This window comes from Pseudomonas sp. BT76 TE3572 (assembly GCF_050435365.1).
Taxonomy (GTDB): Bacteria; Pseudomonadota; Gammaproteobacteria; order Pseudomonadales; family Pseudomonadaceae; genus Aquipseudomonas; species Aquipseudomonas fluorescens_W.
Genome location: NZ_JBNDKE010000001.1, coordinates 291,741 through 307,236 on the forward strand (window position 1 = coordinate 291,741; position 15,496 = coordinate 307,236).

16 protein-coding genes are annotated in these 15,496 nt (G+C 61.4%); 13 read left to right on the forward strand and 3 right to left on the reverse strand.

All coding sequences use genetic code 11. The features are described 5' to 3' along the window. Positions 1-56 precede the first annotated feature (56 nt). The gene (locus ABH912_RS01410; protein ID WP_008155029.1) at positions 57-494 is read right to left on the reverse strand and encodes an Lrp/AsnC family transcriptional regulator; all 438 of its coding nucleotides are present in this window, start codon (positions 492-494) and stop codon (positions 57-59) included. A gap of 135 nt (positions 495-629) precedes the next feature. Between ABH912_RS01410 and ABH912_RS01415 the strand changes: the two genes are divergently transcribed. Then, positions 630-1,526, forward strand: coding sequence for a DMT family transporter (locus ABH912_RS01415; RefSeq protein WP_429509366.1), 897 nt, complete (start codon positions 630-632; stop codon positions 1,524-1,526). A 15-nt stretch (positions 1,527-1,541) separates the two neighbouring features. On the opposite strand, the gene ABH912_RS01420 is transcribed toward ABH912_RS01415, so the two are convergent. Both ABH912_RS01420 and ABH912_RS01425 read right to left on the reverse strand, forming a co-directional pair. After that, positions 1,542-2,582, reverse strand: a complete 1,041-nt coding sequence (locus ABH912_RS01420) for an FUSC family protein (RefSeq protein WP_429509367.1) — start codon at positions 2,580-2,582, stop codon at positions 1,542-1,544. Between the two features lie 47 nt (positions 2,583-2,629). Next, positions 2,630-4,255: an NADP-dependent glyceraldehyde-3-phosphate dehydrogenase gene (locus tag ABH912_RS01425; protein ID WP_429509368.1), complete on the reverse strand. Its 1,626-nt coding sequence runs from the start codon at positions 4,253-4,255 to the stop codon at positions 2,630-2,632. A gap of 243 nt (positions 4,256-4,498) precedes the next feature. Here ABH912_RS01425 and ABH912_RS01430 point away from each other — a divergent pair, with 243 nt between their 5' ends. From ABH912_RS01430 to imuA, 12 genes are all read left to right on the forward strand, one after another. Continuing rightward, positions 4,499-5,386, forward strand: a complete 888-nt coding sequence (locus ABH912_RS01430; protein WP_429509369.1) for a Dyp-type peroxidase — start codon at positions 4,499-4,501, stop codon at positions 5,384-5,386. Positions 5,387-5,402: 16 nt separating this feature from the next. Beyond that, positions 5,403-6,368: a Gfo/Idh/MocA family protein gene (locus ABH912_RS01435; RefSeq protein ID WP_429509370.1), complete on the forward strand. Its 966-nt coding sequence runs from the start codon at positions 5,403-5,405 to the stop codon at positions 6,366-6,368. 264 nt (positions 6,369-6,632) lie between these two features. Next, complete coding sequence (locus tag ABH912_RS01440; RefSeq protein WP_429509371.1) at positions 6,633-7,385, forward strand: GntR family transcriptional regulator; 753 nt, start codon at positions 6,633-6,635, stop codon at positions 7,383-7,385. Positions 7,386-7,396: 11 nt separating this feature from the next. After that, a complete protein-coding gene (locus tag ABH912_RS01445; RefSeq protein ID WP_429509372.1) occupies positions 7,397-9,127 on the forward strand; it encodes a fumarate reductase/succinate dehydrogenase flavoprotein subunit in 1,731 nt (576 codons plus the stop codon). Positions 9,128-9,152: 25 nt separating this feature from the next. After that, the gene (locus tag ABH912_RS01450; protein WP_007946457.1) at positions 9,153-9,398 is read left to right on the forward strand and encodes a 4Fe-4S dicluster domain-containing protein; all 246 of its coding nucleotides are present in this window, start codon (positions 9,153-9,155) and stop codon (positions 9,396-9,398) included. 230 nt (positions 9,399-9,628) lie between these two features. Then, positions 9,629-11,047 (forward strand): ABC transporter substrate-binding protein, encoded by a 1,419-nt coding sequence (locus tag ABH912_RS01455; protein ID WP_429509373.1) that lies wholly within the window; start codon positions 9,629-9,631, stop codon positions 11,045-11,047. Between the two features lie 225 nt (positions 11,048-11,272). Continuing rightward, positions 11,273-12,055, forward strand: a complete 783-nt coding sequence (locus ABH912_RS01460; RefSeq protein WP_429509374.1) for an ABC transporter permease — start codon at positions 11,273-11,275, stop codon at positions 12,053-12,055. Beyond that, on the forward strand, positions 12,055-12,903 hold the full coding sequence (locus tag ABH912_RS01465) for an ABC transporter ATP-binding protein (protein ID WP_429509375.1): 849 nt from the start codon (positions 12,055-12,057) through the stop codon (positions 12,901-12,903). The genes ABH912_RS01460 and ABH912_RS01465 overlap by 1 nt, the downstream gene beginning before the upstream one ends. Further along, positions 12,900-13,862, forward strand: coding sequence for a HEAT repeat domain-containing protein (locus tag ABH912_RS01470; RefSeq protein ID WP_429509376.1), 963 nt, complete (start codon positions 12,900-12,902; stop codon positions 13,860-13,862). The genes ABH912_RS01465 and ABH912_RS01470 overlap by 4 nt, the downstream gene beginning before the upstream one ends. After that, complete coding sequence (locus ABH912_RS01475; protein ID WP_429509377.1) at positions 13,859-14,134, forward strand: DUF971 domain-containing protein; 276 nt, start codon at positions 13,859-13,861, stop codon at positions 14,132-14,134. The genes ABH912_RS01470 and ABH912_RS01475 overlap by 4 nt, the downstream gene beginning before the upstream one ends. 127 nt (positions 14,135-14,261) lie before the next feature. Continuing rightward, positions 14,262-14,879: a transcriptional repressor LexA gene (gene lexA / locus ABH912_RS01480; RefSeq protein WP_046056130.1), complete on the forward strand. Its 618-nt coding sequence runs from the start codon at positions 14,262-14,264 to the stop codon at positions 14,877-14,879. Next, entirely contained in the window at positions 14,879-15,496 is a 618-nt protein-coding gene (gene imuA / locus ABH912_RS01485) for a translesion DNA synthesis-associated protein ImuA (RefSeq protein ID WP_429509378.1), read from the forward strand. Before lexA ends, imuA begins: the two co-directional genes overlap by 1 nt.

Below are 15,496 nucleotides of genomic sequence, written 5' to 3' on the forward strand. Positions count from 1 at the left end.
CTTGAGGAAAAACCCGCTTCGGCGGGTTTTTTCTTGCCTGCGATTTGAGTAAAGGGTCACGCCATCGGTGGCAAGCGGCGCTTGACCGGGGTTTTCTTGACGATCGCCGTGTTGGTTTCGGCGTGGGTGTTGAGGCGGTCGAGCAGGGTGTCCAGTTGTTCCATCGAGCGCACATGCAGGCGGGCGATGAAACAGTCGTCGCCGGTGACTTTATCGCACTCGGTAAACTCGGGAATAGCCTGTATCTGCCGTTCCACTTCCTGCAACTGGCCTGGCAGCGGACGAATACGGACGATGGCCTGGAGTTGATAACCAAAGCATTTTGGGTCGATCTCGACGGTGTAACCCTTGAGCACGCCACGCTCTTCGAGGCGGCGCAAACGCTCGGCGACGCTGGGCGAAGACAAGCCGCTGATCTGCGCCAGAGCCTTGAGCGAGCGGCGTGAGTCTTCCATCAATGCCGTGATCAGCACTTGGTCGATGTCGTCGGTCATGGCGAAACCCCTATTAGGCAATAAATTCAAATCGCCTTGATAAAAAAGGCAGATTTCGAGTTTAGCCTGCTTTTTGCTCTGGAGAAGCCTCTCGGCGGATTGGCATACTTTGGGCTCAAACACAGGAGTCTGATGATGGACAAAACAATACGTCACGGGTCATTCGAAATGACCGCCGCCATGCTGATTTCCGGGACTATCGGTTGGTTTGTGCTGGTGTCCGGGCAACCGGTGCTGGACGTAGTGTTCTGGCGTTGCGTGTTCGGCGCCGGCACGTTGTTGCTGATCTGCGCGGCATTCGGCTTCCTGCGCCCCGGCATTCTGACCCGCACCACGTTCTTGCTGGCCGTGCTCAGCGGCGTGGCGATTGTCGGCAACTGGGTGCTGTTGTTTGCTTCTTACTCCCGCGCCTCGATTGCCATCGGTACGGCGGTCTATAACGTTCAGCCGTTCATGCTGGTGGGGTTGGCCGCGTTATTCCTCAACGAGAAAATCACCCTGCAAAAACTGTTCTGGCTGGGTCTTTCGTTTCTCGGGATGCTGGCGATTGTCAGCGCACATGGCGGGCAGGGCGAGAGTGGCAACGATTACCTGATGGGCATCGCGCTGGCGCTGGGGGCGGCGTTTCTTTACGCGATTGCCGCGTTGATCATCAAACGCCTGACCGGCACACCGCCGCATCTGATCGCGCTGATTCAGGTCACCACCGGCGTGCTGTTACTCGCGCCATTTGCGCACTTTTCGGCGCTGCCGCAAGCGCCGAGCGCGTGGGCCAGTCTGGTCACCTTGGGCATTGTCCACACCGGCGTGATGTACGTGCTGCTCTACGGCGCGATCCAAAAACTGCCGACGGCACTGACCGGTGCGCTGTCCTTCATTTATCCGATTGCGGCGATTTTCGTGGACTGGTTCGCTTTCGGCCATCGTCTGGAGCCGCTGCAATGGATCGGTGTCGCCGCGATACTGTTGGCCGCTGCCGGCATGCAACAGGGTTGGAGCCCTAAGTTTCGTCGGACGGTGACGACGCAGTAAGCCATCAAAAAAACGTCAGATGTTCCAGCGCGGTGCCGTCTTGGCCAAGCGCTGGCGCATCTCGCCAATGTTGGCGGCTAATTGCCGGACCAATAACCGGTAGCCGTCCAGCGGGTTGTAAACCGGTGCGGCCAGGCTTGAATCCGACGGCAATTCGACGGGCCGACTCAGCCGCTGGGACGCACCGGATTTCAGCGCTCGGGCCATACCGATCAGTTGCACCCGAACCAGCCGATGCTCAGCTTTCAAGGCCGATTGCAGATGGGCCATGGCATCGGGATCACTGGCGTCAGGTCGGGTGTTGCCGAGGATTTCCAGGGTGCTGACGCACATCCGCAAGTGCCGCTGAATGGCATCGAGTTCGGTCATTGAGATCCGCACTTCCTTGGACACCGAAGGCATCAACGAGCGCAGTTGCACCATCACGGTGTTCAGGCGGCCCACGAGTTTATGGTGTTCGTCATCGGTGACCGATTGGCCATTGATGATGCGCCCGTAGATCGTCGCGCAGTCGCGCAAGGCATCGGCCAGGTTGTAGCGCCAGGAATAAACCGCGTAGAGCGGCAGGGCGAAAGAAAACGCCAGGGCCAGGGCGATGCCGATCAGGATGTCCACCCCACGCCATAACCCGTCGGTGATCGGATTGTCGCCATGCCCCGCGACGATAAACACGGTAATCGCCGAGAGCAGCGCGGTGTATCCGCCCTTGCCGATAGCGTGGTACGAGAAGAACCCGCAAACCACGGCCATCGCGAAATAGGTCAGCCACGGCATCCCGAGCCAGGCCTGTTGCGCCACCAGCAGCAAGCCGACGCCGGCGCCGATCAAGGTGCCGATGGCGCGCTCGGCGGCTTTTTTGCCGATGTTGCCGTGGTGCTGCAAACCGCCGATCACCACCAGCATCGTCACCGACGCCCACTCACCGTGGGGCAGATGGATGCCGGTGGTCAGCAGGATCGTTGCCAGCAACCCCAACGACACACGCACCGCGTGGATCACCCTGGCGTGGCGATAGCGCCGGTACGGGTCCAGCAACGGACGCAGCAGTCGGCGCATTAGCGGTGGCAGTCGATTGGCTCTGAATGTGCTCAGGCTCGGTCTCCTCAGAAGATGTAATCGGTGGTCAGGAAACTCGAACTGCGTCCGCTGATGATCTCGCTGATGAGTTCTTTGTTGGTTTCCTGGAACTTGGTCGCCACCAGTGTCCGGATCGAAAACACCCGCAGCGCATCATGTACCGACAGCGTGCCTTCGGCGGAGTTCTTGCGGCCGTTGAACGGGAAGGTGTCCGGGCCGCGCTGGCACTGGGCGTTGAGGTTGATCCGGCCAACTTGATTGGCAAAGGTGTCCACCAGCCGACCGACGGCTACCGGGTTGGTGCCGAAGATACTCAGCTGCTGGCCGAAGTCCGATTCCAGGACGTAATCGATCACCGTGTCCAGATGCCGGTAAGGCACAATCGGCACGACCGGGCCGAACTGTTCTTCCTGGTAGACGCGCATCTGCGGCGTCACCGGGTACAGCACGGCGGGGTAGAAGAATGAGGCGCGGGCTTCGCCGCCGTTGGGGTTGACCACGGTGGCGCCTTTGCTCACGGCGTCTGCCACCAGCGAGTGCAGGTAATCGACTTTGCTCGCTTCCGGCAACGGCGTCAGCGCCACGCCGCTGTCCCACGGCATGCCGGGTTTGAGGCTGGCGAGTTTGGCGTTGAATTTCTCGATGAAAGCCTCGACCACGTCTTCATGGACGAAGAGGATTTTCAGCGCGGTGCAGCGCTGGCCATTGAACGACAGAGAACCGGTGAGCGCTTCGCTGACCGCGTTGTCCAGATCCACCTCGGGCAGCACGATGCCGGGGTTTTTCGCATCCAGGCCCAACGCCGCACGCAAGCGGTGTGGTTTTGGATGGAGTTTTTTCAGGTCGCTGGCAGCCTTGTTGGTGCCGATAAACGCGAAGATGTCGATCTTGCCGCTGGCCATCAGCGCGCTGACGGTCTCGCGGCCGCTGCCGTAGATCACGTTGATCACCCCGGCCGGGAAGCTGTCGCGGAACGCTTCCAGCAACGGACGAATCAGCAGCACACCCAGCTTGGCCGGTTTGAACACCACGGTGTTGCCCATGATCAGCGCCGGAATCAGCGTGGTGAAGGTTTCGTTCAGCGGGTAGTTGTAAGGTCCCATGCACAACGCCACGCCCAGCGGTACGCGGCGGATCTGGCCGAGGGTGTCCTGTTCCAGTTCGAAGCGGCTGGAGCGGCGATCGAGTTCCTTGAGCGCGTTGATGGTGTCGACGATGTAGTCACAAGTACGGTCGAACTCTTTCTCCGAGTCCTTGAAGTTCTTGCCGATTTCCCACATCAGCAACTTGACCACGGCTTCGCGCTGTTCACGCATGTGTCCGAGGAAGGTCTCGACGTGCTGGATGCGTTCGGCTACGCGCATTGTCGGCCACAGACCCTGGCCCCGGTCATAGGCGCGGACGGCGGCGTCTAGGGCGGTCAGTGCGGTGTCGGCATCGAGCAGAGGCGTGCTGCCGAGGATCACTTGTTCATCGCCATTTTCGCCGGTCAGGTACACCGGGCTGCGGACTTGGGCGAGGGGGCCGGACCAGGTTTTCAGCTCGCCGTCGACCAGATACTCACGCTGCTCGGTCGGGCCGTCGAGGCGGTATTTTTCCGGGATGTCGCTGGCGTCGGGAAACAGGTTGCCTAGGATGTGTGCTGTGGTCATGTCGCTACCCCGTCTGGATTGGGTGATGCGGATAAGGTCTGTTATCGCTACGCACTGCTGTCAGGTCAAGGCCTGATCACAACGCGGCTGTCGAAAGTGGTGGCTGGATCAGCATAGCTGAATCGTTTTACCAGATGGCAACACGGATTGTCATGACCCACAGCACACTGGCGGTTTTTGACCTGAAAACACACAACGGCCGATGCTGCGGTTAAACTTCGCGCTCTTTCTAAAGGAGTTCATATGAGTTACTACCAGCCGGGCATTCTCGCCACCCCAGTTCCGCCTCAAGCTCGTCATATGTTCTTCGCACTCGAATCCGCCGCTGCCTTGCCGGCCGCGCTGGAGAATCTGAAGGGGCTGGTCGACGGGAAGTCGGCAGTGGTCGGGTTCGGTGAATCTCTGGTCAAGGCCCTCCAGGGGCAAATCGAAGGCATGCGCACCTTTCCAGCGTTGACCGGTGTCGGCGTCGACAACCCGTCGACCCAGCACGCGCTCTGGTGCTGGTTGCACGGTGTCGACCGTGGCGAATTGCTCAACCGCAGCAACGCCATCGAAGCCGCGCTGGCCCCGGCCCTGCGCCTGGTGCAGATGAACGAAACCTTCCGCCACCTCACCGGCCACGACCTGACCGGTTATGAAGACGGCACCGAAAACCCTCACGACGAAGCCGCCGTCGCCGCTGCGCTGGTGAGTGACGGCGCTGACGGAATGGTTGGCGGCAGCTTCGCCGCGATCCAGCAGTGGCAGCATGATCTGAAAGGCTTCCACGGAATGCCGCCCCATGAGAAGGACGACATCATGGGCCGTCGTTTGAGCGACAACGAAGAGATCGACGACGCGCCGATTTCCGCTCACGTCAAACGCACCGCCCAGGAAAGCTTCGCCCCCGAGGCCTTCGTGGTGCGCCGTTCCATGCCATGGATCGAAGGTGATCGCGCCGGCCTGATGTTCCTGGCCTTTGGTTTCTCCCTTGATGCCTTCGAAGCCCAACTGCGTCGCATGAGCGGTCTGGAAGACGGCATCACCGACGGTTTGTACCGCATCAGCCGGCCGATCACGGGCGGCTACTACTGGTGCCCGCCGCTCAAGGACGGTCATCTGGACCTGCGCGCACTGCGCATCGGTTAACCATCAGGGAGTGAGTATGAACGTGGTGCGCTGGGGCATGATCGGCTGTGGCAGTGTCGCTGAACGCAAGAGCGGGCCGGCCTTCTACAAGGCGCCCGGCTCGGCGCTGGTGGCTGTGATGGGGCGGCGTCTGGACGCGGTGACGGACTATGCCGCGCGCCACGGCATCGCTCGGGTCTACACCGACGTCGACGCGTTGATCAATGATCCCGAGGTCGACGCGGTGTACATCGCCACGCCGCCTGACAGTCATCACGCTTACGCCTTGAGGGTGGCCGCCGCCGGCAAACATTGCTGCGTCGAAAAACCGATGTCGTTGAATGCCGGGCAAAGCCGTGAGATGCAAAAGGTCTTTGCCGATGCCGGGCTGCACCTGTTTGTTTCCTACTACCGGCGTTCGCTGCCGCGTTTCCAGCAGGTGCGGCAATGGCTGGAGGAAGGGCGGATCGGCGAGGTCCGGCACCTGACCTGGACCCTGACCAAAGCGCCATCGCCGACCGATCTTGGCGGTACGAATAACTGGCGCACCGATCCGGCCATTGCTGGTGGTGGTTATTTCGCTGACCTGGCCAGTCATGGCTTCGATCTGTTCCAGTACCTGCTCGGTGACATCGTCGAAGTCGCCGGGTTTACCGCGCACCAGGCCGGTTTGTATGCCGCCGAGGATGCCGTCAGCGCCAGTTGGCGGTTTGCCTCGGGCGCCCTGGGCATGGGTTGCTGGAATTTCGTCGCGGACCGCCGCGAAGATCGGGTCGAGCTGATCGGTAGCAAAGGCCGGATCAGTTTTTCCGTATTCGATGAACATCCGGTTCAGCTTGAAGCCGATGAAAACCTCAGCCTGCGCATCGACAATCACGAGCACATCCAGTGGCATCACGTGTTGGGTATGAACGCCCATATCCGTGGAGAAGCGCAGCATCCCGCCGTGGCCGAGCAGGCATTGAAAACCGATTGGGTGATGGACCAGATCCTCAAGCGCTGACGTAGTCTGTAGCAGCTGTCGAGCCTGCGAGGCTGCGTTCGGCTGCGCAGCAGTCGTAAACCCTGCATGCAAGATTTCCCTGACACTCCGCGCTACCTGATTTTACGACCGCTTCGCAGTCGAACGCAGCCTCGCGCTGCTCGGCAGCTGCTACCAAGTCCGCGGTCGTTCGGCGAATCTAACCTTATGCTCAAACAGTATTTCTCAAGCCCGCCATTAGAACTTTAAGATCACGTCATAACTCGTTATAACAAGTGATCTTCCATGACCGATAACGTTCTCTCCCTCAGTAGCGTTCCGCTGCACACCCAACTACGGGACGTGCTTCGCGCTCGCATCCTCGACGGCGAATACCCGCAAGACAGCCAGATGCCTTCCGAAAGCGAACTCGGCGCGCTGTTCAAAGTCAGCCGCATCACCGTGCGCCAGGCCTTGGGGGATCTGCAGAAAGAAGGGCTGATCTTCAAGATCCACGGCAAGGGCACCTTCGTCGCCAAGCCGAAAACCTTCCAGAACGTCAGCACCCTGCAAGGCCTCGCCGAGTCCATGACCGGTCGCGGCTACGAGGTGATCAACCGCCTGCGCAGTTTCAAATTCATTCCCGCCGACAAGCTCGTCGCCGAGCGTTTGCAGGTTGCAGAAGGCGAGACCGTGGCGCAGATCAAGCGGGTTCGCCTGATCAACCGCGAGCCGATTTCCCTCGAAATCACCTACCTGCCCAAAGCCATCGGCGAGCGTCTGGAGAAGGCCGACCTGGTCACCCGCGACATTTTCCTGATCCTGGAAAACGACTGCGGCCTGGCCCTCGGTCACGCGGATCTGGCCATCGACGCGGTGCTGGCCGACAGCGACTTGACCCAGGCGCTGAACGTCGAGCCCGGCTCACCGATCATGCGCATCGAGCGCCTGACCCACGATGCCACCGGCCAGCCCGTGGACTTCGAACACCTTTACTACCGTGGCGATGCCTTCCAATACCGCCTGCGGATCGACCGGCAAAAAGGGGCGCAGGCATGACTCACGGCTCAATGACTAGAAAGACGCTCGAACAGGAATACGACATCGTTGTGATCGGCGGCGGCACCGCAGGGCCGATGGCGGCGATCAAGGCCAAGGAACGCAATCGCGATTTGCGCGTGTTGCTGATCGACAAGGCCAACGTCAAACGCAGTGGCGCGATCAGCATGGGCATGGACGGCCTGAACAACGCGATCATTCCCGGCCATTCGACGGCGGAGCAATACACCAAGGAAATCACCATCGCCAATGACGGCATCGTCAATCAGGCGGCGGTGTATGCCTACGCGACCCACAGCTTCGAAACCATCGAGCAACTGGACCGCTGGGGCGTGAAGTTCGAGAAGGACGAGACCGGCGACTACGCGGTGAAAAAGGTCCACCACATGGGCGCCTACGTGCTGCCAATGCCGGAAGGGCATGACATCAAAAAAGTCCTGTATCGCCAGTTGAAGCGGGCGCGGGTGAGCATCACCAATCGGCTGGTCTGCACGCGATTGCTGACGGACGAAGAGGGCGCGGTCAACGGTGTGATGGGCTTCGACTGCCGCACCGCCGACTTCCACGTGATCAAGGCCAAAGCCGTGATCCTCTGCTGCGGTGCCGCCGGGCGTCTCGGTTTACCGTCCTCGGGTTACCTGATGGGCACTTACGAAAACCCGACCAACGCTGGCGACGGTTACGCCATGGCCTATCACGCCGGGGCCGAACTGGCGAACCTGGAATGCTTCCAGATCAACCCGCTGATCAAGGATTACAACGGCCCGGCCTGCGCCTACGTCACTGGTCCGTTGGGCGGCTACACCGCGAACAACAAGGGTGAACGCTTCATCGAGTGCGATTACTGGAGCGGCCAGATGATGTGGGAGTTCCACCAGGAACTCGAAAGCGGCAACGGTCCGGTGTTCCTCAAACTCGATCACCTGGCCGAGGAAACCATCCAGAACATTGAAGAGATCCTGCACAGCAACGAACGCCCGAGTCGCGGCCAGTTCCACGCCAATCGCGGCACCGATTACCGCACGCAGATGGTCGAGATGCACATCTCGGAAATCGGTTTTTGCAGCGGGCATTCGGCGTCCGGCGTGTGGGTCAACGAGAAGGCTGAAACCTCGGTCAAGGGTTTGTACTCGGCGGGTGACATGGCCGCGGTGCCGCACAACTACATGCTCGGCGCGTTTACTTATGGCTGGTTTGCCGGCACCAACGCGGCGGACTTTGTCGCCGGACGCGAGTTTTCGACGGTCGATGCCCAGCAGATCGAAACGGAAAAGGCCCGGGTCTACGCACCGTTGGACCGCGAGCACGGCCTGCCGCCGGCTCAGGTCGAGTACAAGCTGCGACGCTTCGTCAACGACTACCTGCAACCGCCGAAAGTGACCAAGAAGATGCAAATCGGCCTGCAACGCTTCAGCGATATCCAGCGCGATCTCGATCAGATCAAGGCCCACAACGCCCACGAACTGATGCGCGCCATGGAAGTCAGCATGATTCGCGACTGCGCCGAAATGGCCGCCCGCGCTTCGCTGTTCCGTGCCGAAAGTCGCTGGGGGCTTTACCACTATCGGGTCGACCACCCGCAACGCAACGACAGCGACTGGTTCTGCCATTGCCATCTGAAGAAGGATGAAAACGGCGTGATGAGCAGTTTCAAGAAAGCCGTCGAGCCTTACATCATCCCGCTGGACGCCGATGAAATGCAGGCCTACGACCGGTTGCGTGTCGGTGCCTTTGCTGCCTGAGCCTCACAAAAAGAGAGACCGCGAAATGGCCTATCAACCCCAGGAAATCTTCTTCCGCTCCAACGCGCCCGTCACGGTCGATGAGGACCTTTGCATTGCCCACAAAGGCTGCACCGTGTGCGTCGATGTGTGCCCGATGGACCTGCTGGCGATCAACCCGGCCACGCAAAAGGCCTACATGGCCTTCGACGAATGCTGGTACTGCATGCCGTGTGAAAAGGACTGCCCGACCGGGGCCGTGAAAGTCGAAATTCCGTATCTGCTGCGTTGAAACACAATCCCTGTAGGAGTGAGCCTGCTCGCGATAGCGGTGGCACATCCAACATCTCATTACCTGACCCACTGCTATCGCGAGCAGGCTCACTCCTACATTGGTTTCGTGACAACCCCAAAAGGCTACCCGGCAACACCGGACGCTTGCTTCAAAACACCCCTCGTTTCCCACCACGCCCTGATCGTGGCGGAGACGACTATCCAATAAATGATTCGAGGGGATTCACCATGTCTTTGCCAACATCGCTGCGTGCAGCATTTGCCGGTCTGGTACTGGCCTCATTCACCTTGTCGGCCTCGGCCGAAACCATCCGCATTGCCATCGGCACCCAGGACACCACGATCAACTGCGCCGCCGGCGGTCTGTTGATTCGCGAACTGGGCCTGCTGGACAAATACCTGCCCCACGACGGCCCCTACAAAGACGCCAAGTACGAGGTGGAGTGGAAGAACTTCACCAGCGGCGCGCCCCTGACCAACGAGATGGTTGCCGGCAAACTCGACTTCGGCGCCATGGCCGATTTCCCCGGTTCGTTCAACGGTGTGGCGTTCGAAACCGCGGGCAAGCACAGCCTGTTTATCAGCGTGCTGTCGGGCAGCATCAAGGGCAGCGGCAACGGCATCGTGGTGCCGAGCGCCTCGAGCGTGCAGTCGCTGGCGGAGCTCAAGGGCAAGACCATTTCCGTGCCGTTCGCTTCGACAGCCCACGGCATGTTGCTGCGGGCCGTGGCTGCCCAAGGCTGGGATCCGCTTAAAGACGTGAACATCATCGCCCAGCCGCCGGAAGTCGCCGGCTCGGCCTTGCAGGCCGGGAAGATCGATGCCCATGCCGACTTCGTGCCGTTCGCCGAACTGTTCCCCAGCCGTGGTTTCGCTCGCAAGATTTATGACGGCGCCCAGGCCAATGCGCCGACCTTCCACGGTGCGCTGGTGGATCAGGCCTATGCGAAGAAGTACCCGGAAATTGTCGTGGCTTACCTGCGTGCAAGCCTTGAAGCCAACCAGTTGCTCGCGGCTGAGCCGGAGAAGTACAGCGAGTTGATCGCCAAGGTCACCGGCGTCGATGCCGAGGTCAATTACCTGTTCCACGGTCCGCTGGGTGTGCAAACCCGCGACCTGAGCTGGAAGCCGGAATACCGTCAGGCCGTCGGCACCGCTATCGATACTCTCAAGCTGTTGAAGAAGTCTGATCGCGGGTTGGACCTCAATACCTTCATCGACGACCAATACATCCGCGCTGCGTTCAAGGCCTCGAACCTGGACTACACCGCGCAACTGGCCAACTACGCGCAGACGCCGCTTAAAGCGGTGGATGCGTCGAGCGGCAAAGCGATTACCGATTTCAGTCATGTGGCGGAGATCTGGGTGCGGGGTGAGCCGAAGGTTCGGCAGTACGCCTCGGCAGAGTCGGCGTTCACTGCGTTGGTCAGCCTGAAACAGGAAGGCAAAAACATCCGCGCGGTGTATGCCCAGGCGAGTGACAGCGGGATCAAGTTGCTGGCGGATCAGGCGTGGTTTGCCAGTGATGCGAAAGGGCGGCTGAGTGCGTTTCTGCTCAAAGGCCAGGCCCAACAATTTGCCACGGCCCAGGGTGGGAAAGTCTTCGACTTCACCGACGCCACCACCCAGGCCGTCGCCAGCCGCTGAGTTGTGGGGGGAGTCAAAATCCACCCCTCACCCCAACCCTCTCCCCATAGGGGAGAGGGGGAAAGGGGGCCGATCTCCATGATTTTCAAAATCTGAGTTCGACTCGATATTTCAGGTCGATGTAACTCGAAAGAACAACTCGGTCAGTCCCCTCGCCCCTCTGGGGAGAGGGTTAGGGTGAGGGGTGGTTCTCCCGTCCTGCACCATCTACAACTGGAACCCGACATGCCCAAATCACTAACCCGCTGGATCCCCCGAGCCGCGTCACTGCTGCTCTGCCTCCTATTCTGGCAACTCGCCGCCAGTCACCACTGGAACCTCGGCCTGGTCACCTTCGCCAACGTCCCGACGCCACTGGCGGTCATCCAGGCCGCCCTCGGCCTCGGCGATTCCGGCAAGCTCGCGCAACACCTCGGCAGCAGCCTCAGTCGGGTCTTCGCCGGTTACCTCGCGGCACTGATCATCGGCATCGCGTTGGGCCTGGCCATCGGCCGCTCGAAATGGGCTGAAGACCTGCTGCTACCGCCGCTGGAAGTCCTGCGCCCGATCCCCGCCGTGGCCTGGATTCCGCTGGCGATCCTGATGTTCCCCTCGTCAGAGCTGTCGATGGTTTTCATCACCTTTACCGGCGCGCTGTTCCCGATTCTGCTCAACACCGTGCACGGCGTCGAAGGCGTCGACCCTCGGCTGATCGCCTCGGCGAAAAGCCTCGGGGCAGGGCGCCGGGCGATTCTGCTGGAGGTGATCCTGCCCGGCGCTGCGCCAAGCATCATCACCGGCCTCGCCATCGGCATGGGCACCTCATGGTTCTGCCTGGTGACCGCTGAAATGATCTCCGGCCAATACGGCATCGGTTATTACACCTGGGAGTCCTACACCATCCAGAACTACGCCGACATCGTGGTCGGCATGTTGCTGATCGGCGTACTGGGGATGGGCAGCAGCCTGCTGATCAAACGTCTGGGTGGACTGTTCACGCCCTGGCACCGACCACGAGGAAAAGCCTGATGAGCGTGATGCAAACCCCTGAAGGGCGGATCGACATCCGCCAACTGTCCATCGTTCTTGGCGAAGACAAACAAGCCTTCGAAGCCGTGCAAGGTCTGGATTGCCAGATCGAGCCGGGGCAATTCGTGTGCATTCTCGGGCCGTCCGGTTGCGGCAAATCGACCTTGCTCGGTGCGCTGGCCGGCCATTTGCAACCGCGAACCGGCACCCTGAAAGTCGACGGTGCGCCGGTCTCGGGCCCGTCCCCGCAGCGCGGCATGGTGTTCCAGCACCACACGCTGTTCCCTTGGCGCACCGTGCGCGACAACGTTGCTTTCGGCCTGAAAATGCGTGGTATCGGCAAAGCCGAACGCCACCAGGCAGCCGACGAAATCCTGGCCCTGGTGGGCCTCGAAGGATTTGCCGAGCGCTGGCCTGACCAACTCTCCGGCGGCATGCAGCAACGGGTCGAGATTGCTCGGGTGCTGATCAACCGCCCGCGCCTGTTGCTGATGGACGAACCTTTCGGCGCCCTCGACGCGCTGACCCGGTTGAACATGCAGGAGCTGCTGCTGGACATCTGGACGCGAATTCGCACCACCGTGGTGTTCGTCACCCATGACATCGATGAAGCGCTGTTCCTCGCCGATCGGCTGCTGGTCATGAGTTCGCGCCCGGGCCGGATCATCGAAGACCTGCGCCTCGATTTCCCACGGCCACGCACCACCGAACTGGTCACTAGCAACGAGTTCTCCCGCTTGAAGCGTCATTGCCTCGAGTTGCTGCGTCACGAAGACGGTCGGCAGTTACCGCGCCTGAACCCTCTCGGACTTCCCCTTGAAAACAAACTGCCGCGATTTGCCCTATGACCTCTCTATTCGATGTAACCGATAACGACGACATTCTCGCCCTGCAACCACGCCTGACGGATGAAGATCCCGGCGTGCGCAGAATTGCCCTGATCGAACTGGCCGACCTTGAAGAACCGGACGGTTTGCTTTGGCTGGTCAATCGCCTGGCGCAAGACCCGACCGAAGAAGTCCGCGCCGAAGCCGCACGATTGCTCGAAGCCTGGGAGGACGAACCGGTGGTTGAAGCGCTGTGCCAGGCCCTGACCGATCCTTCTCAAGCGGTGCAAGCGGCCGCCGCGCAAAGCCTCAGCCTGCTCAAGACCGAGGCGGCGGGGAGGGTGATTTTGCCGTGGACCGGGCATGCCGACATCAACGTGCGCATCGCCGCATTCCGGGCCTTGCGTGAGTTGCGCTTTCCCGATGCCGCCGCTGCCGCTTTAGAGGCATTGACCGACGAAGACGCCAGTGTTCGCCGCGAAGCCGTCGGCGTACTCGGCTGGCTCAAGCAGCTCGATGCCTTGCCGGCGCTTGCCCGATTGGCCAGTGACGACCCGGACACCGAAGTCCGCCGCGCCGCCACCGGTGCGCTGGGCCTGGCCTCCGACGCCCACGTGCTGCCGGCGCTGCGCCATGCCTTGCAGGACGAGGCCTGGCAAGTGCGTGAAGAAGCCGCCACCACGCTGGGCAAGGTTGGCCACGTCGACGCCGGCCCGGCCTTGGTCGAAGCCTTGAGCGACGCGTATTGGCAAGTGCGCCTGCGCGCCACCCGCAGCCTCGGTCGTTTGCGGTACGTCCCGGCCCTTGAAGCGTTGATCGAAACCCTCGGCCACCGCATCAGCAACTTGCGCAAGGAAGCTGCCCTGGCGCTCGGAGAGTTGAATGACCGAGGCGCCATCGCACCCTTGCAAGCAGCGCAGGACGACGGCGACCCGGAAGTGCGCAAAGCCGTGCGCATCGCCTTGAGTCAGCTGCAATGAACCCGGTGGCGATTGGCAATTCCCAGAGCAAACAGCAGCTGCGGTTGAACTGGCCGGATGGGCGCGAGCAGTTACTCGATCATGCCGAGTTGCGTCGACAGTGTCCGTGTTCGCAATGCCGGGCGTTTCGGTTGCAGGGGTTGAGGGTGAAAGTCGATGAGCGCATCCGTGTGGTCGAACTCAATGCCCAGGGCTACGGCCTGCAACTGATTTTCAGCGACGGCCATGAGCGCGGGATCTTCCCTTGGCCCTACCTCTCCGGTCTGACCTGAACCTGTAGGAGCGAGGCTTGCCCGCGAAGGCGGCGTACCTGACACACCGCCTTCGCGGGCAAGCCTCGCTCCTACAGGGGATTTGCTGACTGGCGGTCCTTGCCAGAAAAAAGCCAAAAGAGTACAAATGTACTCCATGACGACTTTAACTCCCCGCCGTACCGCCATCCTGACCTTTATCCGCGATCGAATCGCCGAGCATGGCCAGTCCCCGAGCCTCGCTGAAATCAGCGAGGCGTTCGGTTTCGCCTCCCGTAGCGTGGCGCGCAAGCATGTGCTGGCGCTGACCGAGGCCGGTTTCATCGAGGTCAATGCGCATCAGGCCCGAGGCATTCGTTTGCTCGGGCAGCCGGCGCGGCCCGAGTTGCTGGACATTCCGGTACTCGGCCGGGTGGCGGCGGGTGCGCCGATCGGTGCCGATGCCGAGGTTCACAGCCGTTTGCTGCTCGACCCGTCGATCTTCTCGCGGGTGCCGGATTACATGCTGCGGGTCCAGGGTGACTCGATGATCGAGGACGGCATTCTCGACGGCGATCTGGTGGGCGTGCACCGCAATCCCGAGGCGGTCAACGGCCAGATCGTCGTCGCGCGACTCGACGGCGAAGTCACCATCAAACGTTTTGAACGGGTCGGTGAGGTTGTCCGATTGCTGCCACGCAATCCGGCCTATAAGCCGATCATCGTCGAAGCCGATCAGGACCTGGCCATCGAAGGGGTGTTCTGCGGTCTGGTGAGGCAAGGGTGATGGGCGCCGTCGTTGCGCTGGATACGCTGTTCAATGGCGGCCAGGTCTGGAAGGGCCGGCCTGCGCCACCGGCCGTCAGCCCGCAACCCACCGGGCATGCCGCGCTGGATGCGGCGTTGCCTACGGGTGGCTGGCCGGAAGCGGCGCTGACCGAAATCCTTTTGGCCGGGCAGGGTGTCGGCGAGTTGCAACTGGTGTGGCCAGCGCTGGCGCGGTTGTCCGCCGCGGGCGAGCGCATCGTGCTGGTGGCGCCGCCTTACGTGCCGTATCCCCAGGCCTGGCAGAACGCCGGGGTCGATCTGCGCCAGTTGTCGATCATCCAGGCCAGCGAGCGCGATGCGCTGTGGGCAGCGGAACAATGCCTGCGTTCGGGCAGTTGCGGTGCGGTGTTGTGCTGGCCGCACAAGGCCGATGACCGGGCGTTGCGGCGCTTGCAGGTGGCGGCGGAAACCGGCTCGACCCTGGCGTTCGCCTATCGCTCGATCAATGAAGCGATCAACCCTTCGCCCGCGGCGCTGCGCATCGCCATCGATACCAGGCCTGCGCAATTGCGTGTGCTCAAGTGCCGGGGCGGGTTGGCGCGTTCGGCGCCGATTGCCTTCCCCGTGGGGCATTGA

Coding starts and splice junctions, on each gene's coding strand:
- ABH912_RS01410 (WP_008155029.1), bottom strand. CDS start 494: ATGACCGACGACATCGACCAAGTGCTGATCACGGCATTGATGGAAGAC.
- ABH912_RS01415 (WP_429509366.1), top strand. CDS start 630: ATGGACAAAACAATACGTCACGGGTCATTCGAAATGACCGCCGCCATG.
- ABH912_RS01420 (WP_429509367.1), bottom strand. CDS start 2,582: ATGCGCCGACTGCTGCGTCCGTTGCTGGACCCGTACCGGCGCTATCGC.
- ABH912_RS01425 (WP_429509368.1), bottom strand. CDS start 4,255: ATGACCACAGCACACATCCTAGGCAACCTGTTTCCCGACGCCAGCGAC.
- ABH912_RS01430 (WP_429509369.1), top strand. CDS start 4,499: ATGAGTTACTACCAGCCGGGCATTCTCGCCACCCCAGTTCCGCCTCAA.
- ABH912_RS01435 (WP_429509370.1), top strand. CDS start 5,403: ATGAACGTGGTGCGCTGGGGCATGATCGGCTGTGGCAGTGTCGCTGAA.
- ABH912_RS01440 (WP_429509371.1), top strand. CDS start 6,633: ATGACCGATAACGTTCTCTCCCTCAGTAGCGTTCCGCTGCACACCCAA.
- ABH912_RS01445 (WP_429509372.1), top strand. CDS start 7,397: ATGACTAGAAAGACGCTCGAACAGGAATACGACATCGTTGTGATCGGC.
- ABH912_RS01450 (WP_007946457.1), top strand. CDS start 9,153: ATGGCCTATCAACCCCAGGAAATCTTCTTCCGCTCCAACGCGCCCGTC.
- ABH912_RS01455 (WP_429509373.1), top strand. CDS start 9,629: ATGTCTTTGCCAACATCGCTGCGTGCAGCATTTGCCGGTCTGGTACTG.
- ABH912_RS01460 (WP_429509374.1), top strand. CDS start 11,273: ATGCCCAAATCACTAACCCGCTGGATCCCCCGAGCCGCGTCACTGCTG.
- ABH912_RS01465 (WP_429509375.1), top strand. CDS start 12,055: ATGAGCGTGATGCAAACCCCTGAAGGGCGGATCGACATCCGCCAACTG.
- ABH912_RS01470 (WP_429509376.1), top strand. CDS start 12,900: ATGACCTCTCTATTCGATGTAACCGATAACGACGACATTCTCGCCCTG.
- ABH912_RS01475 (WP_429509377.1), top strand. CDS start 13,859: ATGAACCCGGTGGCGATTGGCAATTCCCAGAGCAAACAGCAGCTGCGG.
- lexA (WP_046056130.1), top strand. CDS start 14,262: ATGTACTCCATGACGACTTTAACTCCCCGCCGTACCGCCATCCTGACC.
- imuA (WP_429509378.1), top strand. CDS start 14,879: ATGGGCGCCGTCGTTGCGCTGGATACGCTGTTCAATGGCGGCCAGGTC.